This window comes from Nitrobacter sp. CN101 (genome assembly GCF_055390255.1).
In genome coordinates this window covers 2,647,470-2,670,369 of record NZ_AP038833.1, presented here as the reverse complement: position 1 = coordinate 2,670,369, position 22,900 = coordinate 2,647,470, and the positions used below count along the sequence as shown (strand labels likewise).

The following is a 22,900-nucleotide window of genomic DNA, read 5'->3' as shown; positions in this document are numbered from 1 at the left end:
GCGAGACGGACTAGCGCGCCTGCGCGGCGCGCACGGCCCGCAGCTTCGCAAAATCCTCACCGGCATGATGTGACGAACGAGTCAGCGGGCTCGCCGATACCATCAGAAAGCCCTTGGTGTAGGCGACGGTCTCATAATTCGAAAACTCCTCCGGCGTGACATAGCGTATCACGGCGTGATGCTTGCGGGTCGGCTGCAGATACTGTCCGATGGTGAGAAAGTCGACATCGGCCGACCGCAGATCGTCCATCACCTGCAAGACTTCATGACGCTCCTCGCCAAGCCCAACCATGATGCCTGACTTGGTGAATATCGCCGGATCGATCTCCTTCACCCGCTGCAGCAGGCGGATCGAGTGAAAATAGCGCGCACCTGGCCGGACGGTGAGATAGCGCGACGGCACGGTTTCGAGATTGTGGTTGAAGACGTCGGGCTTCGCCGCTACGACCCTTTCCAGCGCCCCCTTCTTGCGGAGGAAATCCGGCGTCAGGATTTCGACGGTGGTGGTCGGGCAACGCTCGCGTATCGCGTGAATTGTCTCGGCAAAATGCCCTGCCCCGCCGTCGTCGAGATCGTCGCGATCAACGGATGTGACGACAACGTGGGCCAGCCCCAGTTTGCGCGTCGCCTCGGCCACATATTCGGGCTCCGAAGCCTGCAACGCGACCGGCATACCCGTCTTGACGTTGCAGAATGCGCAGGCGCGGGTGCAGGTGTCGCCCATGATCATGAAGGTGGCGTGCTTCTTGTCCCAGCACTCGCCGATGTTCGGGCAGCCAGCCTCTTCGCACACCGTGACGAGACCGTTCTCCTTGACGATCCGGCGCGTGTCCGAATAGCCGCGCGTGTTCGGCGCGCGCACACGAATCCAGTCCGGCTTCGGCGGCGACAACGCGTCCGGCCGGTTGATCTTTTCCGGATGCCGCGGCCGGACGGGGTCGGCGGAAACCGTATCGAGGATGACGACCATGGAATGATCCGGTTGTGCAGGAGACTTTACGTAATCTGCGCGACGCAGGGCTGCAACCCGCTTCGCCAGATCAGTCAGATATGTAACATATCCATTATGACCCGACCGACCGCCTGCCTTGAAAAATGACTCTAAATCCCTCCCCATCCGACGGTCTGACGCCGCCTGCTCTCGGCAAGCCGATCAAACGCGGGTTTTTCAGTCGCAGCGTGCATGACGTGGCACCCGACCTGATCGGCGCGACCCTGCTGGTCGAAGGCATCGGCGGCATCATCGTCGAGGTGGAGGCTTATCATCACACCGAACCAGCCGCGCATTCCCATCGAGGACCGACGCCGCGGAACATGGTGATGTTCGGCCCGCCCGGATTCGCCTATGTCTATCGTTCTTACGGCATCCACTGGTGCGTGAACTTCGTCTGCGAAATGGATGGCTCTGCCGCCGCGGTTCTGATCCGCGCACTACAGCCAACTCACGGCATTCCAGCGATGCGACGCCGGCGCGGGCTGCATGACGAGCGCCTGTTATGTTCGGGGCCAGGCAAATTATGCCAGGCGCTCGGAATATCGATTGCGCATAACGCGCTGCCGCTCGATGCGCCGCCGATTGCAGTCCTTCAGCGCACGGCCGGGGTTGAAGTCGTCGCCGGCGTGCGCATCGGCATTACCAAGGCCGCCGACCTGCCATGGCGATACGGATTGAAAGGTTCGAAATTCCTTAGCAAGCCGTTCAAGAACGCTGGGTTCTGAAATCGATTCCCAGTGGCAGCACGATCATCGGTACGATGGCAAGACCGATCGGCACGAACGCAAAGGCGGCATTGCCGGTGATATCCCAGACCATCCCACCGACGATGGAGACTAGCATAGCGATCCCGTAACCGATCGTGAACATTCCGGCCGAGTTGTGAGGCACGTCATCGGGAGCGACCAGCAGAGCTGGTAACGTCAGCACAAGGGTAAGGCCCACGGCGCACGTGAAGCCCACCAGCGCCGCCGAGCCAACGATCACCCAGAGACTTGTACTCGTCGCGACGCCGAGGACAGAAAGCAGGCCGAGCACGCCGCAAAGAATGAGCGGCCATCTTTTCCGCTCCAGGCGACTCGCCATCAGCATAAGGAGGGCCGACCCCGGCAGCTGCCCGAGGTTGAGCGCCGATAGCGCAGGCCCAATCAACTCAGTATGGCCGGTTTGCAGCAGCAGGCCCGGCAGAAACGCGTTTGTGCAGAAATAGAGCTGGTTGTTCGCGCTGGCGACGAGGCCGACTTTCCAAAGCAGCGGATCTCGCCAGTCCGGCATCCAGCGGCTGTGCTGAGCGGATGTATGTTCGCCGTCCGGCCGTGCAACGAAGATGATCAGTGCGATCACTGCCGCCGCGATCGACCAGAGTTCGAGACTCCCGCGCCACCCACCTCCCAGCAAGAGCACGGCCACGGCTGCGAGCACGACCGGAAAGATTTCGCCGCATAGCAAACCATTGGTGTAGACGGCGGTGGCAAAACCAATCCTGCGAGGAACCCATTGCCGCACCAGCGGCGGAAACGCCGGTTGCATCACAGCGACGCCCGCCGCCATCAGCGCTGTCGCCGCGAACAGAGTCATTGCGCCGACGGCAAAACCGCGTAGCGCCGATCCGACCGCTGCAATCAGGAGGCCGACCACAAGCGCCCTGACAGCGCCAACGCGCGCGATCAGCAGCGACCCGGGTACCGCGACAAGCGCGAACAAACTCACCGGAATGGCATTGAGAATCCCGACCTCTGTTCCTGACAGTGCAAGATCGGAAATGATAAGCGCCAGTACCGGCGGCACGGCAAGGATCGTGAGCCGCAACCCTACGCCCCCAAGCCATAGCAGACTCAAAGGGCGCAGTGATGACGGCCGAGCAGCACTCACTCAGCGGCCTTCAAACGCTCCGACGCCTCGAGGAATTTCGCCTTGCGCGCGACTGCGGCTTCCCGCTTTTCTTTTTCATCCTCGACGATTTCTTCGGGCGCGTTGGCAACGAAATTCTGATCTGCAAGCTTAAGATCGACGCGAACGATGTCGGCATCGGCCTTGGCGATTTCCTTCTCCAATCGCACGCGCTGAGCAGCGACGTCGACGATACCTTTCAACGGCAGCGCGGCAACTTCGCCGCGGATCAGCAGTTGCACGGCGCCTGCCGGTGCCTGATCTGCAAATGAGATGTCCGCAAGCCGGGACATCCGCTTGATAACGTCACTCCAGCGCTGCGCCCGCGCCTTGCTCTCGGCGGATGCGCCTGCGAGCACCAGCGGCGCCAGGGTTGCAGGTGGAATATTCATCTCCGCGCGAACGGAGCGGATGGCAGTGATGAGATCGACCACCCAACCGATCTCGGCTTCGGCAGCATCGTCGCGGAAATAGGGCTCCAACAGATCGGTCACCGGCTCTGGTCCAGCGAAGGGATCGGCGGCCGCGATCAGCGTCCGCCGCTTGAGGGTGAGATCTACCTTGTTTGGCCACTCCGTCAGGGTCAGCAATTGCGTCCGCGCCGAAGTTACCGCCCATAACTCCTCTGTGATGAACGGCATGAACGGATGTAAGAGCTTCAGAATTTCATCGCGGGCCCAGGCGACCATTGCGCGGGTCTCAGACTTGGCGAGGCCATCCTCGCCCAAAATGACAGGCTTTGCGAGTTCAAGATACCAATCGCAGTAGACGTTCCAGACAAAGCGGTAGATCGCACCGGCGGCGTCATTGAAACGAGAGGATTCAATGGCCTCGGTGACCTCGCACGTCGCGCGCGCGGTCTCATGAACGATCCATCGATTGAGCGTTTCAGTCGCGGCGGCCGGATCGAACTGCGCAGGAACGACACAATCGTTCATCTCCGCGAAGCGGCACGCGTTCCAAAGCTTGGTCGCGAAATTGCGATAGCCTTCGACCCTCTGCGGAGACAACTTGATATCGCGGCCCTGCACCGCCATTGCGGCGAGCGTGAAGCGTAGCGCATCCGCGCCGTATTTATCGACCAGATGCAGAGGATCAATGACGTTGCCCTTCGACTTCGACATCTTGGCGCCCTTCTCGTCGCGAACGAGCGCGTGGATGTAAACGGTCGCAAACGGGGCCTCCTTCATGAAATAGATGCCCATCATCATCATTCGGGCAATCCAGAAGAAGATGATATCGAACCCGGTGACGAGCACGCTGGTCGGATAGTAACGTTTCAACTCCGGCGTCTCATCGGGCCAGCCGAGCGTCGAGAACGGCCACAATGCCGAAGAAAACCAGGTGTCGAGCACGTCTTCGTCTCGCGTAATGAAGCCATCACGCTTTGCCGGATCGCTCGCCATTTCAGCGCCTTGCTCGACGGTGATGACACCTTGCTCAACGTAAAAGCCGAGCGCATGGCCGACCGCTTCTTCCTCCGTCTCTGCGACAAACACCTTGCCGTCCGGACCATACCAGGCCGGAATCTGATGACCCCACCAGAGCTGCCTCGAAATACACCAGGGCTGGATGTTCTCCATCCACTCGAAGTAGGTCTTCTCCCAGTTCTTCGGCACGAATGTTGTTTCGCCCGAACGAACGGCGGCCATCGCTGGCCGCGCCAGTTCCTTGGCGTCAACGTACCATTGGTCAGTCAGATACGGTTCGATGACGACGCCGGAGCGGTCACCGTGTGGTACCGTGTGCGCATGAGGCTCGATCTTGTCGAGAAAACCGAACTCTTCGAGACGCGCCACGATCGCCTTGCGCGCGGCGAAGCGATCCAAGCCGTCGAGTTCTTCAGCCAGAATCAACGCGCCAGCCGGAAGGCCGCGCAGAAAATCCTCGTTGTTGGATAGCGTCAGCCGGCCTTCGCGATCGAGCACACTGATTTGCGGCAAGCGGTGGCGCTTTCCGACCTCGAAGTCATTAAAATCGTGGGCCGGAGTAATTTTGACTGCGCCGGTACCCTTCTCCGGATCGGCATAGTCGTCGCCGATGACCGGAATGATCCTGCCGACCAAAGGCAGCACGACGTTGCAATCGATCAAGTGTTCGAGCTTCTCATTGTCCGGATGCACGGCGACGGCAGTATCGCCCAACATCGTCTCCGGCCGTGTGGTGGCGACGACGACATAGGTTGAAGGATCACTCGGATCGAAGTTCTTACCCTCGACCGGGTAGCGCAGATGCCACAGGCTACCCTTCACCTCGACCTGGTTCACCTCGAGATCGGAGATCGCGGTGAGCAGTTTCGGATCCCAATTAACCAGCCGCTTGTCCTTGTAGATCAAGCCGGCGCGATGCAGTTCGACAAAAACCTTGGCAACCGCGCGTGACAGCCCTTCATCCATGGTGAAACGCTCACGCGACCAATCGCAGGACGCACCGAGCCGCTTCAACTGGTTGACGATAACGCCGCCGCTCTCGGCCTTCCACTGCCAAACCCGCTCGAGAAACCTGGCGCGGCCCATGTCGCGGCGGCCGGGCTCCTTCCGTTCCGCCAACTGCCGCTCCACCACCATCTGAGTCGCGATGCCGGCGTGATCGGTGCCTGGCTGCCATAAAACGTCGCGGCCACGCATCCGCTCGAAGCGACACAGCACGTCCTGTAAGGTGTTGTTCAGCGCGTGCCCCATGTGCAACGAGCCGGTGACGTTCGGCGGCGGAATGACGATCGTGAACGGCTCAGCCTCGCGGCGTTCAGGCTGGCCGGCCTTGAATGCACCGGCCTCTTCCCAAACGCGGGACATTCGATTTTCAATATCGGAGGGCTGGTAGGTTTTTTCGATCATGGCAATGCAATCACCGTCGGGGCGTTTCAGGTCAATTCACGGAATATATCCTCTGACCGCTAAAAGCCTTTCAGGGCGCATCAAGTCAACAAGATCGCCGAATAAACCGGCCTTAGCGCGTATTCCGCAAAAGTGGATACCGGTTTTGCGATCAGAATACGCGCGAGTTATTGATTGAGAGCATTTTCTTACGACTAACCGGATTCCACTTAGCCGGAAAATGCTCTGGAGCGCAGATGTGAGCTCAAGGGCGTCAGGAGAGCGGGACTTTCCCGGCTCCAATGGCCGCGGCTTTCCCGGCTACGGGAATGGATTACGGACGACCGCGCGAGACCCGCTCGATTTCAGCCTTGACGATGCGTTCCACCAGCCCCGGCAGGTTGTCATCGAGCCAGGACTTCAGCATCGGGCGCAGCATCTCCTTGACGAGGTCCTCTAGGGTGCGGGCGTTATTGGTCAGCACCGTACTGGCAAGCGAGCTGAAGGCCGTTTCGACGGCGGAAACCGTCGAATGCGACAGAATTTCCGCTGCTGCGGCATTCAGACTGGACGGTCGAGCCGCGGTGGCGGGATCCGGCGGGATAGCCGGAACCTGCGCAATTTCGGCGAATTCCAAATCGTCCTGAGGCTCGATCTTCTGAAAAGCGGCTTGCGTTGCATTCGGCACGGCCATCTCATCCGTCAGTTCAAACACCTCCTCAGCCTGGGCGGGCCGGACTTCCTCCTCGGCGGTTGCGGCGTCGAAGTTCGCAAGCATCGCGTCAATATCGTCTTGGCTGTTGGCGCCGTCAGCGTTTGCGGGAGGTGCCGGCTTAGGGACCGAGCTGACAGATCCAGGTTTTGCTACAGCTGCGTCAGCAACGACGGTCTTTCCAGCCGCCGCGGGCTTCTCATCGTCCGCTATAATGCGGCGGATCGACGCCAGAATCTCCTCCATAGAGGGCTCTTGGACCTTTGCAGGCTGCGTCATGTCCAACTCCACATCTGTCACGATCCTGGCCAGCGCGTTGGCCTCAAGCGAGAAAGGATTTTTCCGGCTCCAGATGCGGCCGCCGATTTCGATCGCAACCGGATTTGTTCCCCGAGAAAGCGTTGTGAACCGGTGACAATATCAATTCTCCGCGCGAACTTCCGCGGCAAGACCGATAGATAAACGCCGACTATCGCCCGAATCGCTTCATGCCCTTGCATCAAGGTATGGCATGGCAACAACTGATTGCAAGCAACGGACTGTGAACGCGGCCGCCGTCGGCGTGATCACTGCCCATCCGGCGTACGCATACCACCCCAACTGTCGCGAACCTGATGGTAGTGGACACTCGGATCGTACGCCGTGGTGTTTAGCTTAAGCACCTGCGGCGACAGCCGACCAATGGCATTCAAAACCGCATAAGAGGCGACCACGCGATCATGTTGAGCGGTTACCAGCGCCACGCGCGCGGTGACGAGCGTCTGTTGCGCGACCAATACGTCGAACGTGGTCCGTTGCCCGGCCTTGGCCTCTTCGCGGATGCCGTTGACCGCGATCTCGGAGGCCTCAACCTGCGCCTGCGCCGACTGCACCTGTAATTTGGTCGCGACGAGCTGGCCCCACGCCTGCACTACGCTGGCGCGTGCCTGAGTGCGGACCAGCTCGAGGGTGAGACGCTGTTGTGCCAGCGTTTCCTTGGACTGTCGGATCAGCGAATATTCAGCGCCACCCTGATAGATCGGCACCGTTACCTGCGCGAGCGCAGATGCTATAAGCTGTTTCGGCACCGTTAGCTGCTGGTTTTGGCCCTGTTGCACATTGGCCTGGAGGCTCACGCTCGGGAACAGCGCACCCTCCGCAACTTTGACCTGCAAGTGACTGACGTCGATGCCATACATCGCCGCGGTCACATTGGGATTTTGGATAAGACCAAGATCAACGGCAGCCGAGAGCGTCGCCGGCAAGAAGCGATCGACCGGCGACCCCGGTGCTAATTGCCCCGGTTCGTTACCGACGATGCGCCGATAATTCGCGCGCGTGGTCGTGAGGTTGGATTCAGCGGCCATAAGCTGGGTGCGACCGGCGGCGAGCTGCGCTTCCGATTGCGCCACGTCGGTGCGGGTCACCTCGCCGACATTGAAACGATCACGCGTCTGCTTCAGCGTCTCCTCAAGCACGCGGACATTGCTGCGCTGAACTTCCACAATGGCGGAATCCCGCAGATAGTCCATATAGATCGTTGCCGCCGCGAGCAGTACAGTCTGCTCGAGAACCCTTAATCCCTCGCGCGATGCCGAAACCTGCCCTTCCGCCGCACGAGTCCTATTGGCGGTTTGGAATCCGTCAAAGAGCGTCTGCGAAACCGTGGCACCGACAGTCACCGGAGTTTGATTACCGCTGATCCGCCCCAGTACATTTCCCTGACCCGGCAGACGCTGACCAAAGGTAATGTCGGTATACTGATAGCCGCCGCTCGCGGTTATGGCGACTTTGGGCCGATAGCCCGACAGGGCTTGGGGCACGCTCTCATCTGTAGCGCGGACCGAGGCGCGCTGGGCGTTGAGTTGAGGATTGCTCTGGTATGATCGCACCAGTGCAGACTCCATAGTGTCGGCGAAAACCCGTGTCGCCGCCCCCGGCCACGCAGTCGCAAGGGTCAACACGGCGACCCCGGCCACCAGTCTCATACCACCCATCCGCGGAATTCCATTCTTCTCTTCATTATTTCACCAGACGTAAACGAGGCGAAGCGCCTACGCTGGATCATCCCTCGAATCACTTGTCCCGACGCAACAAATTTCCCTACACGAGCATATTCGTCGTCGGGGTACCAAGGAACCCCCTGCGAGGAGTCTCAGCGGAAGTTCTGCGGCTGGGGCGTTAGAGCCACACCTGACGCTTCGATCATACTTGGAGAGCCCAACCAACAGCAGTCAAAGCATTTCAGGAGTTCTCTCACCTTTTCATAAAACTAATAAATGCACGGAATCCGAAAAAATACACAAAAGCGGACAATACTATGACAACCATTTGCCTACGGCTTCGAAAACCGTAACACCTGCCCTCGGGGAGCGAATGTGCCCGTCCTGGACTGATTTTTACGTCACCAGCCTCGAAATCCTTGACTTTCGATGTTTCGAGTCTAGTTTGCCGGCCAAATGCTGGCCTGATGCGGGCCGGCTTTTCCGTTTCCCGACATCAAGGGTTTGCACATGGCCAAGGCGGTCACCATCAAGGTCAAGCTGGTTTCCAGTGCTGACACAGGCTTCTATTACGTAGCTAAAAAGAATTCGCGCACCATGACCGACAAGCTGGTCAAGAAAAAATACGATCCGGTCGCGCGCAAACACGTCGAATTCCGCGAAGCCAAGATCAAGTGACGATCACGTAAGATCGCTTCATCGGCGGTGAATTGAGCGGAGCTTTCGGGCTCCGTTTTGCGTTGGCTTGATGCCGCCTTCGGCGTCACGGCTGGCGTTGCGGCCACCGGGGCTCAGCCGAGTGCCACGCCATCGCCCATACGCAAAATGGACGCACGTGCGTCATGTCTCGCCACCGTCTCGCTGGCACGACCGACGGCCAAGACGCACTTAAACGGTTGCAGATCATTGATTCGACGATGCACCACACGCGGGATCAAAAATCGCATTGATGTAATGACTACGCCGCCTCCGCCACGACGCGGTTTCGGCCGTCATGCTTGGCGCGGTAAAGCGCGACATCGGCGCGCTTGAGAACGTCAGAGACAGGTTCCCCCTTCCGCTCCAGGGTTGATAGCCCGATCGAGATGGTCACCTTGATCCGCTTCGTCCCCTTGTGGACGGAGAACGGTTCGCCAGCAATCGCGCGGCGCAGACGTTCGGCCACCATGCTCGCGACATGCAGATCGGCCTCCGGCATCACGACCACGAACTCCTCTCCGCCGTAACGACAGGCGAGATCGATGCCTCGAATGGTTTTGCGGATTCGTAGCGCGAACTCTCGCAGAACATCGTCACCGGCATCATGACCGTAGCTATCATTGATCGACTTGAAGTAATCTATATCGAGCATCATGAGCGCTAATGACTTGCCCCGCAGCGAGGCCTGCTCGGCCAGCGTCGCCAGATGGCTTTCCATGTAACGTCGGTTGTGCAGCCCGGTCAGTCCGTCCGTGACAGCCATTTCGATCGAACTCTGCATACTGTCACGCAGGTGAACGGTGTAGCGGCGGCGGCGGACTTGCGTGCGCGCGCGGGCAAGTAACTCGTTCTTGTCGATCGGCCGCATCAAATAATCATTGATGCCAATCTCAAGACCACGCAGCAATCGTCCGTTGCCGTCGGCATCAGCAACAGCCAGAATCGGAACGTGTCGCGTCCGCTCCAGCGAGCGCGCTTGACTGCACAACCGCAAACCGTCGAAATTTTCCAGCCCGAGCGAGACGATAAGGAGATCGTAATTGCTTTCGGCAGCACGAAACAGCGCCTCGGAGGGTTCGGTTTCGATATCAACGGTGTGTTCGGCGCTCAGCATCGATGCCAACCGCTCGTACGACGAGGGGCGGTCGTCGACCAACAGGATACGCCCGCCCTTCCCGCTATCACCAACCGCCTCGCGCTCCGGCGCCTGCACGCCGATTTCGAGCGAGGTCACGGCCCTCATGCGCAGTTCGTCGGTCATCATCTTCAGGCGCGTCAACGAACGGACCCTTGCGGTCAAAATCACATCCGATACCGGCTTTGTCAGGAAGTCATCGGCGCCGGCTTCGAGGCCGCGCACGCGGTCGGACGGACTGTCCAACGCCGTCACCATCACCACCGGAATAAAATGGGTTGCGGGGTTTGCCTTCAGCCGGCGGCAGACCTCAAAACCGTCCATGTCAGGCATCATCACATCGAGGAGAATGATGTCGCACTCGGCACGGGCGCAGGTCTCCAGTGCTTGCGCGCCATTAGACGCGGTTATGACGTCGAAATATTCCGCCGACAATCGTGCTTCAAGAAGCCGGACGTTGGCGGGGATATCATCGACGACCAGAACACGCGCAGACACTCTTATCTCCTCAACCCACGAACCGGCGGACGGTCTCGATGAACTTGCCAACCGAAATCGGCTTCGACAGGTAAGCCTCGCAGCCGCCCTCGCGGATACGTTCCTCGTCGCCCTTCATTGCAAACGCTGTCACAGCAACAACGGGAATCGCGCGCAGTTCGGGATCGTCTTTGATCCAGCGCGTGACATCGAGACCGGACACCTGCGGCAACTGAATATCCATGAGGACCAGATCTGGACGAAGTTTGCGAACCAGATCGAGCGCCTCGAAACCGTTGCTGGTCCCGGACGTGTGGTAACCATGAGCCTCCAACAGATCGCGAAAGAGCTTCATGTTAAGCTCGTTGTCTTCCACAATCAGGACCGTCTTGGCCACCCTGGCCCTCCAGTCAACTCGGTGCTCATCCACGCTGGTGAGCGAAAACATGCCGGCACAGCAATACTTATCCGCTAACTGGAGTTAGATTTGCACTAGAATTCGCTCTAAGCCGTTAAGACGTAAGACGATCTTTATGCGAGCGGATTAGCACTTGTTTGAAGGTTTCGGGACTCGGTCATGCTGGTTCCAAAGTAGAATTGATAGGTTACGGAAAGGCAAACGGTCGTGACGACAAAGCGTGTGCAAAACCCGCGCGAAGCAGCTGAATTGGTAGCAATTCAGGCCCTTTCGTTTGTCGCGGCCGACGCCGAAATTTTAGGCCGGTTTCTAGCCGAAACCGGAATCGGTCCTCAAACTCTGCGTAGCTCTGCCTCCGATCCGCACTTCCTCACCGGCGTGCTCGATTTCATGCTGCGCGATGACGCAACCGTGAAGGCCTTTTCAGAGTTCTCCGGACATCATCCCACCACTATCGCAGCCGCCCGGCTGGCGCTCAGCGAATCCTTTCAGAAACGCGACGTCCCGTGACCGCAGGTCCGTCGGATGATCCTTTATGCTTTTGCCGCGATTGTCTTGATGATCTCAGCTTTGCGGCGCCCCGTTGCAGCGCGTGTGGCTCGCCCCGGCTGGTGCGACATCGGACGCTACCGGCACTGGCCCTCGCCCACATCGATTGCGACGCGTTCTACGCAACGGTCGAAAAACGGGACAACCCGGCCCTAGCAGACAAACCCGTAATCGTAGGCGGTGGTCGGCGCGGCGTGGTTCTGGCCGCCTGCTATACTGCTCGGACGTATGGCGTGCATTCTGCAATGCCGATGTTCAAAGCCCTTGCGCTTTGCCCCTTTGCGACCGTGGTTCCGCCCGACATGGCGAAGTATGTGCGGGTCGGTCGTGAGGTGCGTACCACCATGCAGGCGCTGACGCCGCTGGTAGAGCCGCTGTCGATCGACGAAGCCTTTCTCGACCTGAGCGGCACCCGGCGTGTTCACGGCATGATTCCAGCCAAGGTGCTGGCGAAATTTGCAACTGACGTCGAGCGCGAACTCGGCATCACGGTATCGGTCGGACTGTCGTGCAATAAGTTCCTCGCGAAGATCGCCTCTGACCTCGATAAGCCCCGCGGATTCGCGGCGCTCGATCAGGACGAAGCGTGCATTATGCTCGCGGACAAACCTGTAAGTTTCATGTTCGGCGTCGGTCCGGCCACCCAGGAGCGTCTGTTAGAACGCGGCTTTCGGACAATCGGCGATCTGCAGCGTGCCAACGAAATGGAAATGATGAAGCAGTTTCCGGCCGAGGGCCGCCAATTGTGGCGGTTGGCACGGGGCATCGACGACCGGCGGGTGATCGCAGATCGCGGCGCCAAGACCATCTCGAGCGAAACAACGTTCGAGTCCAACATCCGCGATTTCGCCACGCTCGAACGATTCCTCTGGCGGTTGTCGGAGAAGGTCTCCTCGCGACTGAAGGCAAGTGAGCTAGCGGGATCGACCATCACGCTGAAACTCAAGACCGCCGATTTCCGGCAACGGACCCGTTCGCAATCAATCCCTGTTTCGACGCAGCTTGCGGTAAAGATTTTCGCAACGTGCCGAGAAATGCTGACGAAGGAAATCGATGGCACAGCTTTCCGCCTGATGGGAATAGGCGTCAGCGCGCTCCGGGCGGAATCGCAAGCTAACGCGGCCGATATGCTGGATCTTCGCTCAGCTCATGCTGAGCGGGCAATGGATGACCTTCGCAAGAAGTTCGGGAGCGCGGCCGTAATCCGCGGCCTAGCCTATGAAGGACCCGAAAAACCACGTCAGCAATAAGACAACGTCAGTAAAATGACTGGCTCATATTCCCAAAATACCCGGAAGCCATCGTTCGGGAGCATCCGTGAATATCTTTTGCCTGACATCACTTGCAGGGCCTGGCACTCCTGACATCGCTGACGTCGAATTTATCCATTGTCCCGGAAATCACGAAATCATTGTAGTCGAGCACCAACGCCCGCGACACGCCATCCTCGAACAGCTCGAAAGACATGGAGTAATTCGGGATCTGTTCACCGCCGGTACGTGCAGCGTCGCGTTCGTAGTAGCTGACAGTGACGGGCCATCGCGTCAGGGTCTTCATCTGACTATGGGTGGTCGATGGATCGGGCGACGATCTCGTCGCTTCCCCCCGTATGGGTTTTCCGATAACCGAGAAAGTGTTGTAGACTTTCTCACCGTTGTCGGCTCCGTCATACACGGTTAGCTCGAGCACCGACCTTCCTTCTTTTGCAGCCGCGATGATCCGCTGGATCTGTTCGGTCGGAAACACCGCCTTGCCGTCGACGGTGAACGTTTTGGTCGACGGCCGTTTCAGTTTCACGGTAATCTTGTCACCGGTGCGCTCAGCGACTCCGTCAACCTCGCTCTGATCGTCATCGTTCATGCGGGTCATGATCTTGAAACGGTAAGTCCTTCCCTCCGCGTCCTCCCAGCTCGTGGACTGCATATCGCTCAGCGTGGTTTTACCTTCGCCGTTGTCCATTTCCGAAACTTGCCTGAAATCAGACGTATAGCCCTCGCAAGTGCTTCCGGAAAACTTGTAAAGGATTCGTCCGCGGGCGCTGTCCAGGGACGTGCTGCCACGAGACTTCGCCAGGCTCAAATTATACAAAGCCTGGTGGGATAGAAACGGAACTCCTGCAGCGGCGTGCGCGGTATCACCAGATGTCGGCAGGAACGCAGCGGCTCCAGTCGCCGTCAGAAACCCTGACCAAAGCCACAAGGCGGAGCGATGGAAATGATGGCGCATATCGTCTCTCGATGGATCGAATCCGACCATAGTCACCGCTCCATTGCGCTGCAACTGGGGAGGTACGGCCGCACACGCGATTTACGGCCTATCCCGAAAGTTTGATCGCCCGTCAGGAAATTCCGGATACTTGCCCGAACTCTGCATCGGCTTGCATGTCGTACGACGATAGGCGAGATAGGCTCCTCAACGGATTTCGAGCGGAACATCCATTACCGGGGGGTCTGACATGGCAGGAGTGATTGAGCAGAAGTTGGCCGCGCAGGGCATCACCCTGCATGAACCAGCATCGCCCGTGGCGAATTACGTCGGCTTTGTCCGTACCGGTAACCTGCTGTTCGTTTCCGGACAGCTCTGCCTCGATTCCGACGGCAACTTGATCGCGAAGGGCAAGCTGGGCGCAGCCGTTACCGTCGAAGAGGGCAACGCCGCTGCGCGCGGCTGCGCCCTCAATCTGCTGGCGCAGGTCAAAGCCGCGCTCGGCGATCTCGACAAGGTTGTCCGCGTCGTCAGACTGGGCGGCTTCGTCAACTCCGCTCCCGATTTTCTCGATGGACCCAAGGTGTTGAATGGCGCATCGGATCTGATGGTTGCAGCGTTTGGCGACAAGGGCCGCCATTCACGCAGCACCGTCGGCGTCGCCTCCCTTCCCGCAGATGCGGCGGTCGAAATCGAAGGTCTGTTCGAAGTCGCCTGACTCTGATGCCCGCACCCGACTGGCTGACAGCACGCCCGATCGCCCACCGTGGCCTGCATGACCACGCTCGCGGCATCGTTGAGAACATGCCTGAGGCGATCCGGGCGGCCATCGCCGGAAACTTCAGCATCGAGGTGGACATCCAGCTTACCGCCGACGGCGAGGCCATGGTCCACCATGACGATGAACTTGGCCGCCTGACCGAGGGATCTGGAGCCTTGCAAACCCAGACCGTGGCCGAACTCAAGCGGGTCGTTTTCAAGAACACGTCAGAAAGAATGATGTCGCTCGCGGAACTCTGCGCGATGGTCGGCGGCCATGTGCCGCTGGTGATCGAGGTCAAAAGTCATTTCGATAGCAGCACGCGGCTGGTGCGACGCATGGCGGAGGTGCTGTCCGGCTATGACGGGCCGGCAGCCGGTATGTCTTTCGACCCGGATCAGGTCATGGCGATGCGCGAATTGATGCCGTCGCGCCCGCGCGGTATCGTCGCCGAACGCCATTACACGAAGACCGACTGGCCGAAGACTACCTCGCTCCAGCGCGCCGCGATGACCCATCTGCGTCATGCCTTTCGCACCCAACCGCATTTTGTAGCTTACAACGTGAACGAACTTCCAGCTCTGGCACCATGGATTGCAAGAAACATTTTCAGATGTCCCTTGCTGACGTGGACGGTGCGCACCGCGGAACAGCGTACTCGTGCCGCAAGACACGCCGATCAGATGATCTTCGAGGGTTTCCACCCGAACATATGATCGGCAACCCTTGACCTTGTCCACATCGCGCCCAACCCTGATGTCGCGTGATGGAATCAAAGGTGTCTCCATAGGTTTGATTTGACGTGTTTTTTCACGATAATCCGGCGTCCGCTTCTTCGCTCGGAAACGCTATAGGACCAGTTCAACCCCTTGATGTCATCATCCGAAATATCGCTCGCAGCCGTTGGATCCGTCAGCGAAATTCCGGCTAGCGACTGGGATGCTTGCGCCAATCCGGCGGTCGCTCCCAGCGACGCGTCCGACAGCACAACCTCCACGCCATCTCAAAACTCATTTTCAAGTTCAAAAGAAACATACAATCCATTCGTTTCGCATGCCTTTTTCTTGGCTCTTGAAGAATCGAACTCGGCTTGCTCCCGAACCGGTTGGGGGCCGCGCCATTTGATCGCGCGCCAAAATGGAGCAATCGTAGGTCTCGTTCCCTGCTATCTGAAGTCACACTCGCAGGGTGAATATGTCTTCGATCACGGCTGGGCAAATGCCTACGAAAGCGCCGGGGGACGCTATTATCCCAAGCTTCTGGCTTCGGTTCCGTTTACGCCGGCTACCGGTCCGCGTCTTCTGATCTGCCCCGGCAACGACCAAGCGGCCGTCTGCGCCGCGTTGGCCGGTGGCCTCGTCGGCTTGTGTGACGCGACCCGCACGTCGTCGGTCCACGTCACTTTTGCCCGCAAGGAAGAATGGACGTTCCTTGCAGAGAACGGATTCCTCCAGCGTACCGACCAGCAGTTTCATTGGCAGAATAACAGCTATTCCAGTTTCGAGGACTTCCTCGCCAGCCTCAACTCGCGACACCGCAAGGCGATCCGCCGTGAACGTCGCGATGCGCTGGCCAACGGCATCACCATCCACGTCCTCACCGGCAGCGATCTCACAGAGGAAATCTGGGACGCTTTCTTTCAATTCTATATGGAAACGGGATCGCGCAAATGGGGCCGGCCCTATTTGACCCGGCCGTTCTACTCCCTGATCGGGGAAAGCATGGGCCGGGATATCGCTCTGATCATGGCCCGGCGTAACGGCCGCTGGATAGCAGGCGCCATCAACTTCATCGGTTCGGACACGCTGTTTGGACGACACTGGGGCGCTATCGAGCATCATCCTTTTCTGCATTTCGAGGTCTGTTATTATCAGGCAATCGATTTTGCCATCCATCGTCGCTTGAAAACCGTAGAGGCAGGCGCCCAAGGCGAGCATAAGATCGCGCGCGGTTATCTTCCGCAGACCACCTACTCGGCGCACCATATTGCCGATCCGGGGCTGCGCCGCGCGGTGGGTGACTACCTCAATCGCGAACGTCAGTATGTCGCCGCAGCGGCCAGCGAACTTACGGAGGCCGGCCCATTTCGCAAGACCGGAGACAATGGCGTCTCATGACACCCTGAGCACAGGCATCGGGAGGTCATGACTGGCTACTGATCCCGGCGTGCGGGAAAACTGAACCGTTAGCCGGTTTCGAAATCGCCATCCTGCGGCGGAGCAATCGGCGTGAATTGGCAGCGGTTCGGCTTGATGTCGATCAGCGGCGTTTCGTCGAGACAATCCAGTCCGCGCACCAGCACGGTCGATCCCTCAATGCCGACCAGTTTAACCAGCGACGTTCCTAGCGGGTTGGGGCGCACCGGGGATCGTAACGAAAACGTACCGTGGGTCGCGCCACTGCTTTTTGGGGTCTGTAGCACGATGTCGCGACGCGAAAGGTGCAGCCAGTAGATGACTTCGATGCTCGTGTATCGATCGAGCCCCTGCAATGCAGGCTTCCAGGGATCGAAAATCTCGAGACGGCAAACCGGGCCGTCTTCACGCCCTTGACGCGGGGTCTTCAGACGGGATGTCCACGGCGTACGAATACGGCCAATGAACACCAGGCCGGCGTCCGTCGGCGGCGGTAGCTCGACGACGACCTCTCCTGCCCTGACTTCGCTTTCTCGCACCATCGCCGTTAGCTCCTCGCATCCCTGATATCACGATCCGGACCGTTATTCACCGCCAAGTATAACCAATCTCGCCATGATGACGCAGGGGGCGCGTGCCGAACGGCGTCGCGCACCGCCGTGGATGCCGGGTTTAACCTTTCACGTGCGGGTTTCGCAGCACAAGGCAGGCGCCGCCAGCACGCCGAATCTGTTTGCATAGACCATCGGCTTCCGGGCGTGTATCGGCCCCGATCCGCACCTGATAGAATGTCCGGGTACCGCGGCTGCGCCATATCGAACCCAAAAGACTCGGATCGCGGTCGCCGATCACGGCGCCAAGCCGCCGGATAGCTCGTGCGTACATGGCCATGGCGCGGACACGGCTGAACCCGGCTGCGAGTTGTACGCCCCATAACTTGTCGGCCCCGAGCTTCACATGCTGTTCAAGCTCCGAAACGAAAGGATTGGGCGCGCGCGTCAACAACGCCATCAACTCGCGGCAACTCGTCGTCGATGGCTGCGCGGGTAGCGTGCCGTTCTTGCCGGCGGCAGCCCAGTCCTCAACCGACGATCCCGTGATCGCGACAACGTAGTGGCGCGTCTCCGCCGGCATGCCCCCCTTGCCGTCAAGCCAGTCCTGCACCCGGCGCGGTCCGGCATTATAGGCCGCGGCCGCCAATCCCAGATTGCCGAACTGTCCGCGCAACTCGTTCAGGTATTCGGCTGATTTCGGCAGGGCCTGCACCGGATCGAACGGATCAAGCAGACGTCGCTCATTTGCCGTCCCTGGCATAAACTGCGCAATGCCCTGGGCGTGCTGACCGCTGCGCGTCAACGGTCCCACCGCGTCGGGCTGAAACCGGCTTTCTTGCCAGATCACGCGCGCGAAGAATTCCAGCGGCAAGCTCTCGGCCTTCGCCGCCGACTCGACCATCAGACAGATCGATTCGCGCGTATCTTGATCTGCCTTATCGGTCTTATCTTGATCTGTCTTGTCGACCTTGACGGCAGGTCCGGGATCAGCCGCTGTCTCCGTGCCGACCTGCGCTAGGGCAAGATTTGGCGCCAGCAGCGTGATGGCGAATGCGCATCGCGCGAGAACAGGCAGACGTGAAACCACGCCGGTTCTCTTCCCAGACGGCGACGAAGCCAGCTTCATCCCGCAAGCATAACAGGCTTCTTGAGGAGCCCGATATACCCTCTCCGGTCCCGGAAGGGGTAATCGCGTTGGATTCCGAGAACCAGCATTCGCTGCCACCAAGCAGCAGCGAATGCTATGAATGATCCAACTAGCGTCTTTAGCGTTTCGAGAACTGGAATGAACGGCGGGCTTTCGCCTTGCCGTACTTCTTGCGCTCAACCACGCGGGAATCGCGGGTCAGGAAGCCACCCTTCTTGAGTACGCTACGCAATTCGGGCTCGAAGTTTGTCAATGCCTTGGACAAGCCGTGACGGACAGCTCCCGCTTGACCAGACAAGCCGCCGCCGGCGACGGTGCAAACCACGTCATATTGACCGGCGCGCGCGGCGGCAACAAGCGGCTGCTGAATCATCATTCGCAGCACAGGACGCGCGAAGTAAATGTCGACCTCCCGGGCGTTGACGAGAATTTTTCCGGCGCCCGGCTTGATCCACACACGCGCAACCGCGTCCTTGCGCTTGCCGGTGGCGTAAGCGCGGCCGTACTTATCGACTTTCTTGGTGTGCTTCGGCGCTTCCGACTCGGCCGACTTCAGCGACGACAATTGATCGAGAGACTGCATGGTATCGGACATAATTATGCGGCCCTCTTGTTCTTGCGGTTCATTGCGCCGATATCGACGACTTCCGGCTGCTGGGCCTCATGCGGGTGCTCCGCGCCAGCGTAGACACGGAGATTGCCAAGCTGCACGCGTCCCAGCGGCCCACGCGGAATCATACGTTCAATGGCCTTCTCGATGACGCGCTCCGGGAAGCGACCCTCGAGGATTGACTTCGCAGTGCGCTGCTTGATGCCGCCAATATATCCGGTGTGATTGTAATAGACCTTGTTGTCACGCTTGCGGCCGGTGAGAACCACTTTGGCGGCATTGATGATGATGACATTGTCGCCGCAATCGACATGCGGCGTATAGATCGGCAGATGCTTACCACGCAGCCGCATCGCAACGAGGGTGGCAAGCCGTCCGACCACCAGTCCGCTGGCGTCGATCAGCACCCACTTCTTCGTCACTTCGGCGGGCTTAGCCGAGAACGTTTTCATGTGAGAGATCCGTGAAAAGAAACCTCGGCGCCCACGCACCGAACCATCGGGGTTCTAGAGAAGCGACCATCTCTAGTCAACGTCACTCATAAGTAATTTATATATAATAATCATATACTTATGAAAACGGTTCTATATTACCTGCGAAATCTATAAATGTTCGGAACAGAATAGGTAGGTGTCGCATGTGCGGTTGGATCTGGCGACGCGCCAGATCAGCGTTCCCTTCCCCGACCATTAGTCGCTTGCCGAGTTGGAGCTAACGCAAAACCTCATGATCTGTTCTGGACCATCAGATGAGTCACGATGCCTCCGAGACAGCACATCCGCGGGACTTTCAACAACGAGCGGCGCGGCGTGAGCGCGTGATTTTGGTTTAAAGCATCGCGGCCACCGTCGCGACGCGCGGAAAAAGCCGGCGCTTGAGGCAGCGCCTTGACGGCGACCCGCGATCCCATCAGCATCATTCGTGTCACATTCGACCGAGCACACAGGACACGAGATGACCGATCGCATTCCAGGCTTCGCAACGCTTGCTGTCCATGCCGGCGCCCAGCCTGATCCGACCACCGGCGCACGCGCGACGCCGATCTATCAGACCACCTCGTTCGTGTTCAACGATGCCGAGCACGCGGCCTCGCTGTTCGGATTGCAGGCATTCGGCAACATCTATACCCGCATCGGCAATCCGACCAACGCGGTGCTGGAAGAGCGAGTTGCCGCGCTCGAAGGCGGAACTGCAGCGCTCGCGGTAGCCTCGGGACACGCCGCGCAGGTCATCACGCTCCAGCAGCTCATGAAACCCGGCGATGAGGTCATCGCCGCGCGCAAGCTCTATGGCGGAACGATCAATCAGTTTACGCACGCATTCAAGAGCTTTGGCTGGAACGTGGCGTGGGCCGATCCGGACGACGTCGAGACTTTTGAACAAGCGGTCACGCCGCGAACACGGGCGATCTTCATCGAATCCATCGCCAATCCGCGGGGCTCAATCACCGATATCGAAGCTATCGCCGCCGTCGCACGCAAGGCCGGTGTCCCCTTGATCGTCGACAATACGATGGCGAGCCCTTACCTCATTCAGCCGATCAAGCACGGCGCCGATATCGTGCTTCACTCGCTCACGAAATTTCTCGGTGGCCACGGCAACTCGCTCGGCGGCATCATCGTCGATGCGGGCACGTTCGACTGGTCGAAGGACAACAAATTTCCAATGCTGAGCGAACCGCGCCCGGAGTATCATGGAATCCGGATACAGGAGACGTTCGGCAATTTCGCATTCGCGATTGCCTGCCGTGCGCTTGGCCTGCGCGATCTCGGCTCGGCGCTGTCGCCGTTCAATGCATTCATGATCCTGACGGGTATCGAAACACTGCCGTTACGGATGCAGAAACATTGCGAGAATACGCAGGCGATCGCTGAATGGCTGGCCGTCCACCCTGCGGTCGCGGCCGTCAACTACGCTGGATTACCCGGCGACAAGTACAACAGCCTTGCCCGCAAGTATTCGCCCAAGGGAGCCGGCGCGGTGTTCACGTTCAGCCTGAAGGGCGGATACGACGCCGGCGTCAATCTGGTGTCGAAACTCAAGCTGTTCTCACACCTTGCCAATATCGGCGATACTCGATCGCTTGTGATCCATCCGTCATCGACCACGCACAGCCAACTCGACGATGCGGCTAAGACCAAAGCCGGTGCCGGACCCGATGTCGTTCGCCTGTCAATCGGCATCGAGGACAAAGAAGACCTCATGGCCGATCTCGATCAGGCGATGGCGTGAAGAAGTGCATATGGTCGTCTGCTGCCCAACCTGAGCTCCGATTCAACTGCGTCGCATCAAACTCTGTTTTTTTGAGATCAATCCGTCGCCGGAGATCGTGGCCTTTCTCCCATGACCGGGGCCTGCCGGACTTCGGTCAGATAATTGAGGGTCAGCGACACCCAGATAATGCCGTAGAGCAGCATGAAGCAGCTCGAATTGATGCCGAGCCAGTCCAGGATCGCACCGAACGTGATCGGCAGCAGGAAACCTCCGAGGCCGCCCGCCATGCCGACAATGCCGGACACCGCGCCCATGCTGTCAGGGAAGTCGTCACCGATATATTTGAACGTCGAAGCCATGCCGCAGGCAAAGGCAATGCCGAGCGTGAAGAGAAGCATCGTGAAGAACCACGACGGCAGAGCGATGCTGAAACTCAGGGGATCGCGGATCGTGTGCACGATCAGGTCGGTCTTGGGATAGGACAGCAGGAACAGGCAGATCCAGGCAACCCACAGCACCCACCACGTCACATTATGAGCGCCGAAGCGGTCCGACAACCAACCGCCGAAGGCGCGGAAGGCGCCGCCGGGGAGCGAGAAGCAGGCGGCGAGAAGCGAAGCCTGCGCGATGGTGAAGCCATACTCCGTCTTGAAATATTGCGGCATCCAGATCGACAGCGCGGTGAAGCCGCCGAATACGATCGAGTAGTACTGGCAGTATTTCCAGACCCGCGGATTGCGCAGCACGGACAACTGCTGCCACATTGATGCGACTGGACCGCCAACGCCAGGATCAGGCTTGGACAACACCCAGAACAAAAGCGCCGTGACCAGCAGCGCGACCGCATAGACCTTGGGAACCATCTGCCACCCATAGGCCTCGATCAACCACGGGGCGACGAACATGTTGAGCGCCGCTCCGATTGTTCCTGCACCGAAGAAGCCCATCGCGAAACCGCGGCTCTCTTTGGGAAAGAAGCGCGCGACGTAAGGTGTGCCGACCGAAAATGAAGCGCCGACGAGACCGAGCGCCAATCCGAGCAGCAAGAACTGCCAAAGCGCGGTCGCGTAGGCGGACAGCCAAAGCGGGATCGCGCAGGCAATCAGCAACAGCAGCATGATGATCCGTCCGCCGAAGCGGTCGGTCCAGATACCCAACGGCAAACGAAATATCGCACCGGTGAGGACGGGTGTCGCCGTGAGGAGACCGAACTCGGTCGACCCAAGCCCAAGCTGCGCGCGGATCGGGATGCCGATCACGCCGAACATCATCCAGACAGCGAAGCAGACGGTGAAGGCCCAGGTGCTGATGAGCAGGACCGACAGATTGCCAGATCTCGCCATGATTGACCCCAATTCAGACCCGCCAACGACCGGGAGAGAATTTTGCGGTTTCCGCGTTATCGATGCTGACTATGACTCCGACATCATGATGCAAATTCGCGAATCTGCATAGCGCCAGATATTCGGATTTGTATCAGGTTGAAGTTAGGGTGACGATTTTAGTCAATCGTAGCCGCTTCAGCATGGCCCGGAGTCATGCGGTTCAAACTCGCGAGCAGCCGGCTTGCGATCTCGCACGGACCCAAAACAAAAAAACAGAA

Annotated in this window: 21 protein-coding genes; 8 read left to right on the top strand and 13 right to left on the bottom strand. The window is 59.1% G+C overall.

The window, feature by feature from the left end:
- Nucleotides 1-10: 10 nt before the first annotated feature.
- Nucleotides 11-970 carry a lipoyl synthase gene (lipA, locus tag ACZ5IL_RS13485; protein ID WP_464592161.1) on the bottom strand — a complete coding sequence of 320 codons (960 nt, stop codon included), beginning with the start codon at nucleotides 968-970 and terminating at the stop codon, nucleotides 11-13.
- Nucleotides 971-1,095: 125 nt separating this feature from the next.
- On the opposite strand from lipA, the gene ACZ5IL_RS13480 reads away from it, so the two are divergent.
- Nucleotides 1,096-1,719 carry a DNA-3-methyladenine glycosylase gene (locus ACZ5IL_RS13480; RefSeq protein WP_464592159.1) on the top strand — a complete coding sequence of 208 codons (624 nt, stop codon included), beginning with the start codon at nucleotides 1,096-1,098 and terminating at the stop codon, nucleotides 1,717-1,719.
- On the opposite strand, the gene ACZ5IL_RS13475 is transcribed toward ACZ5IL_RS13480, so the two are convergent.
- From ACZ5IL_RS13475 to ACZ5IL_RS13460, 4 genes are all read right to left on the bottom strand, one after another.
- A complete protein-coding gene (locus ACZ5IL_RS13475; protein WP_464592157.1) occupies nucleotides 1,700-2,866 on the bottom strand; it encodes an MFS transporter in 1,167 nt (388 codons plus the stop codon). The genes ACZ5IL_RS13480 and ACZ5IL_RS13475 overlap by 20 nt on opposite strands.
- Complete coding sequence (locus ACZ5IL_RS13470; protein ID WP_464592155.1) at nucleotides 2,863-5,721, bottom strand: valine--tRNA ligase; 2,859 nt, start codon at nucleotides 5,719-5,721, stop codon at nucleotides 2,863-2,865. Before ACZ5IL_RS13470 ends, ACZ5IL_RS13475 begins: the two co-directional genes overlap by 4 nt.
- A 313-nt stretch (nucleotides 5,722-6,034) precedes the next feature.
- Nucleotides 6,035-6,691, bottom strand: coding sequence for a PopZ family protein (locus ACZ5IL_RS13465; RefSeq protein WP_464592153.1), 657 nt, complete (start codon nucleotides 6,689-6,691; stop codon nucleotides 6,035-6,037).
- A gap of 287 nt (nucleotides 6,692-6,978) precedes the next feature.
- A complete protein-coding gene (locus ACZ5IL_RS13460; RefSeq protein ID WP_464596905.1) occupies nucleotides 6,979-8,379 on the bottom strand; it encodes a TolC family outer membrane protein in 1,401 nt (466 codons plus the stop codon).
- A gap of 525 nt (nucleotides 8,380-8,904) precedes the next feature.
- On the opposite strand from ACZ5IL_RS13460, the gene rpmG reads away from it, so the two are divergent.
- Nucleotides 8,905-9,072, top strand: coding sequence for a 50S ribosomal protein L33 (gene rpmG, locus ACZ5IL_RS13455; protein ID WP_007603295.1), 168 nt, complete (start codon nucleotides 8,905-8,907; stop codon nucleotides 9,070-9,072).
- A gap of 280 nt (nucleotides 9,073-9,352) precedes the next feature.
- Here rpmG and ACZ5IL_RS13450 read toward each other — a convergent pair whose 3' ends face one another.
- Nucleotides 9,353-10,726, bottom strand: coding sequence for a PleD family two-component system response regulator (locus tag ACZ5IL_RS13450; protein ID WP_464592146.1), 1,374 nt, complete (start codon nucleotides 10,724-10,726; stop codon nucleotides 9,353-9,355).
- A 10-nt stretch (nucleotides 10,727-10,736) separates the two neighbouring features.
- Entirely contained in the window at nucleotides 10,737-11,102 is a 366-nt protein-coding gene (locus ACZ5IL_RS13445; protein WP_011314701.1) for a response regulator, read from the bottom strand.
- 228 nt (nucleotides 11,103-11,330) lie between these two features.
- Here ACZ5IL_RS13445 and ACZ5IL_RS13440 point away from each other — a divergent pair, with 228 nt between their 5' ends.
- Together ACZ5IL_RS13440 and ACZ5IL_RS13435 are read left to right on the top strand one after the other, a co-directional pair.
- Nucleotides 11,331-11,633: a DUF3572 domain-containing protein gene (locus ACZ5IL_RS13440; RefSeq protein WP_464592143.1), complete on the top strand. Its 303-nt coding sequence runs from the start codon at nucleotides 11,331-11,333 to the stop codon at nucleotides 11,631-11,633.
- On the top strand, nucleotides 11,630-12,922 hold the full coding sequence (locus ACZ5IL_RS13435) for a DNA polymerase IV (RefSeq protein WP_464592142.1): 1,293 nt from the start codon (nucleotides 11,630-11,632) through the stop codon (nucleotides 12,920-12,922). The genes ACZ5IL_RS13440 and ACZ5IL_RS13435 overlap by 4 nt, the downstream gene beginning before the upstream one ends.
- Before the next feature lie 88 nt (nucleotides 12,923-13,010).
- On the opposite strand, the gene ACZ5IL_RS13430 is transcribed toward ACZ5IL_RS13435, so the two are convergent.
- Nucleotides 13,011-13,898 carry a cell envelope integrity EipB family protein gene (locus ACZ5IL_RS13430; RefSeq protein ID WP_464592140.1) on the bottom strand — a complete coding sequence of 296 codons (888 nt, stop codon included), beginning with the start codon at nucleotides 13,896-13,898 and terminating at the stop codon, nucleotides 13,011-13,013.
- A 229-nt stretch (nucleotides 13,899-14,127) separates the two neighbouring features.
- Here ACZ5IL_RS13430 and ACZ5IL_RS13425 point away from each other — a divergent pair, with 229 nt between their 5' ends.
- From ACZ5IL_RS13425 to ACZ5IL_RS13415, 3 genes are all read left to right on the top strand, one after another.
- Complete coding sequence (locus tag ACZ5IL_RS13425) at nucleotides 14,128-14,595, top strand: RidA family protein (RefSeq protein WP_464592138.1); 468 nt, start codon at nucleotides 14,128-14,130, stop codon at nucleotides 14,593-14,595.
- Between the two features lie 5 nt (nucleotides 14,596-14,600).
- Nucleotides 14,601-15,353: a glycerophosphodiester phosphodiesterase family protein gene (locus ACZ5IL_RS13420; protein WP_464592136.1), complete on the top strand. Its 753-nt coding sequence runs from the start codon at nucleotides 14,601-14,603 to the stop codon at nucleotides 15,351-15,353.
- A 156-nt stretch (nucleotides 15,354-15,509) separates the two neighbouring features.
- On the top strand, nucleotides 15,510-16,754 hold the full coding sequence (locus tag ACZ5IL_RS13415; RefSeq protein ID WP_464592134.1) for a GNAT family N-acetyltransferase: 1,245 nt from the start codon (nucleotides 15,510-15,512) through the stop codon (nucleotides 16,752-16,754).
- 68 nt (nucleotides 16,755-16,822) lie between these two features.
- On the opposite strand, the gene tsaA is transcribed toward ACZ5IL_RS13415, so the two are convergent.
- The 4 genes from tsaA to rplM all read right to left on the bottom strand — a co-directional run bounded on the left by tsaA (nucleotide 16,823) and on the right by rplM (nucleotide 19,535).
- Nucleotides 16,823-17,314, bottom strand: a complete 492-nt coding sequence (gene tsaA / locus ACZ5IL_RS13410) for a tRNA (N6-threonylcarbamoyladenosine(37)-N6)-methyltransferase TrmO (RefSeq protein WP_464592132.1) — start codon at nucleotides 17,312-17,314, stop codon at nucleotides 16,823-16,825.
- 130 nt (nucleotides 17,315-17,444) lie between these two features.
- Nucleotides 17,445-18,413, bottom strand: coding sequence for a lytic transglycosylase domain-containing protein (locus ACZ5IL_RS13405; RefSeq protein ID WP_464592130.1), 969 nt, complete (start codon nucleotides 18,411-18,413; stop codon nucleotides 17,445-17,447).
- Between the two features lie 178 nt (nucleotides 18,414-18,591).
- Nucleotides 18,592-19,068: a 30S ribosomal protein S9 gene (rpsI, locus tag ACZ5IL_RS13400; RefSeq protein ID WP_079446376.1), complete on the bottom strand. Its 477-nt coding sequence runs from the start codon at nucleotides 19,066-19,068 to the stop codon at nucleotides 18,592-18,594.
- Between the two features lie 2 nt (nucleotides 19,069-19,070).
- Nucleotides 19,071-19,535, bottom strand: a complete 465-nt coding sequence (gene rplM, locus ACZ5IL_RS13395) for a 50S ribosomal protein L13 (protein WP_079446375.1) — start codon at nucleotides 19,533-19,535, stop codon at nucleotides 19,071-19,073.
- A gap of 502 nt (nucleotides 19,536-20,037) precedes the next feature.
- On the opposite strand from rplM, the gene ACZ5IL_RS13390 reads away from it, so the two are divergent.
- Complete coding sequence (locus ACZ5IL_RS13390) at nucleotides 20,038-21,315, top strand: O-acetylhomoserine aminocarboxypropyltransferase (RefSeq protein ID WP_464592127.1); 1,278 nt, start codon at nucleotides 20,038-20,040, stop codon at nucleotides 21,313-21,315.
- Nucleotides 21,316-21,392: 77 nt separating this feature from the next.
- Here ACZ5IL_RS13390 and ACZ5IL_RS13385 read toward each other — a convergent pair whose 3' ends face one another.
- Complete coding sequence (locus tag ACZ5IL_RS13385; RefSeq protein ID WP_464592125.1) at nucleotides 21,393-22,640, bottom strand: MFS transporter; 1,248 nt, start codon at nucleotides 22,638-22,640, stop codon at nucleotides 21,393-21,395.
- Nucleotides 22,641-22,900: the final 260 nt, after the last annotated feature.

Bases quoted from the DNA above. Each gene is read 5' to 3' on its own strand.
- lipA (WP_464592161.1), bottom strand. From the start codon at position 970: ATGGTCGTCATCCTCGATACGGTTTCCGCCGACCCCGTCCGGCCGCGG.
- ACZ5IL_RS13480 (WP_464592159.1), top strand. From the start codon at position 1,096: ATGACTCTAAATCCCTCCCCATCCGACGGTCTGACGCCGCCTGCTCTC.
- ACZ5IL_RS13470 (WP_464592155.1), bottom strand. From the start codon at position 5,721: ATGATCGAAAAAACCTACCAGCCCTCCGATATTGAAAATCGAATGTCC.
- ACZ5IL_RS13465 (WP_464592153.1), bottom strand. From the start codon at position 6,691: ATGACGCAGCCTGCAAAGGTCCAAGAGCCCTCTATGGAGGAGATTCTG.
- ACZ5IL_RS13460 (WP_464596905.1), bottom strand. From the start codon at position 8,379: ATGAGACTGGTGGCCGGGGTCGCCGTGTTGACCCTTGCGACTGCGTGG.
- rpmG (WP_007603295.1), top strand. From the start codon at position 8,905: ATGGCCAAGGCGGTCACCATCAAGGTCAAGCTGGTTTCCAGTGCTGAC.
- ACZ5IL_RS13430 (WP_464592140.1), bottom strand. From the start codon at position 13,898: ATGCGCCATCATTTCCATCGCTCCGCCTTGTGGCTTTGGTCAGGGTTT.
- ACZ5IL_RS13425 (WP_464592138.1), top strand. From the start codon at position 14,128: ATGGCAGGAGTGATTGAGCAGAAGTTGGCCGCGCAGGGCATCACCCTG.
- ACZ5IL_RS13420 (WP_464592136.1), top strand. From the start codon at position 14,601: ATGCCCGCACCCGACTGGCTGACAGCACGCCCGATCGCCCACCGTGGC.
- ACZ5IL_RS13415 (WP_464592134.1), top strand. From the start codon at position 15,510: ATGTCATCATCCGAAATATCGCTCGCAGCCGTTGGATCCGTCAGCGAA.
- tsaA (WP_464592132.1), bottom strand. From the start codon at position 17,314: ATGGTGCGAGAAAGCGAAGTCAGGGCAGGAGAGGTCGTCGTCGAGCTA.
- rpsI (WP_079446376.1), bottom strand. From the start codon at position 19,068: ATGTCCGATACCATGCAGTCTCTCGATCAATTGTCGTCGCTGAAGTCG.
- rplM (WP_079446375.1), bottom strand. From the start codon at position 19,535: ATGAAAACGTTCTCGGCTAAGCCCGCCGAAGTGACGAAGAAGTGGGTG.
- ACZ5IL_RS13390 (WP_464592127.1), top strand. From the start codon at position 20,038: ATGACCGATCGCATTCCAGGCTTCGCAACGCTTGCTGTCCATGCCGGC.
- ACZ5IL_RS13385 (WP_464592125.1), bottom strand. From the start codon at position 22,640: ATGGCGAGATCTGGCAATCTGTCGGTCCTGCTCATCAGCACCTGGGCC.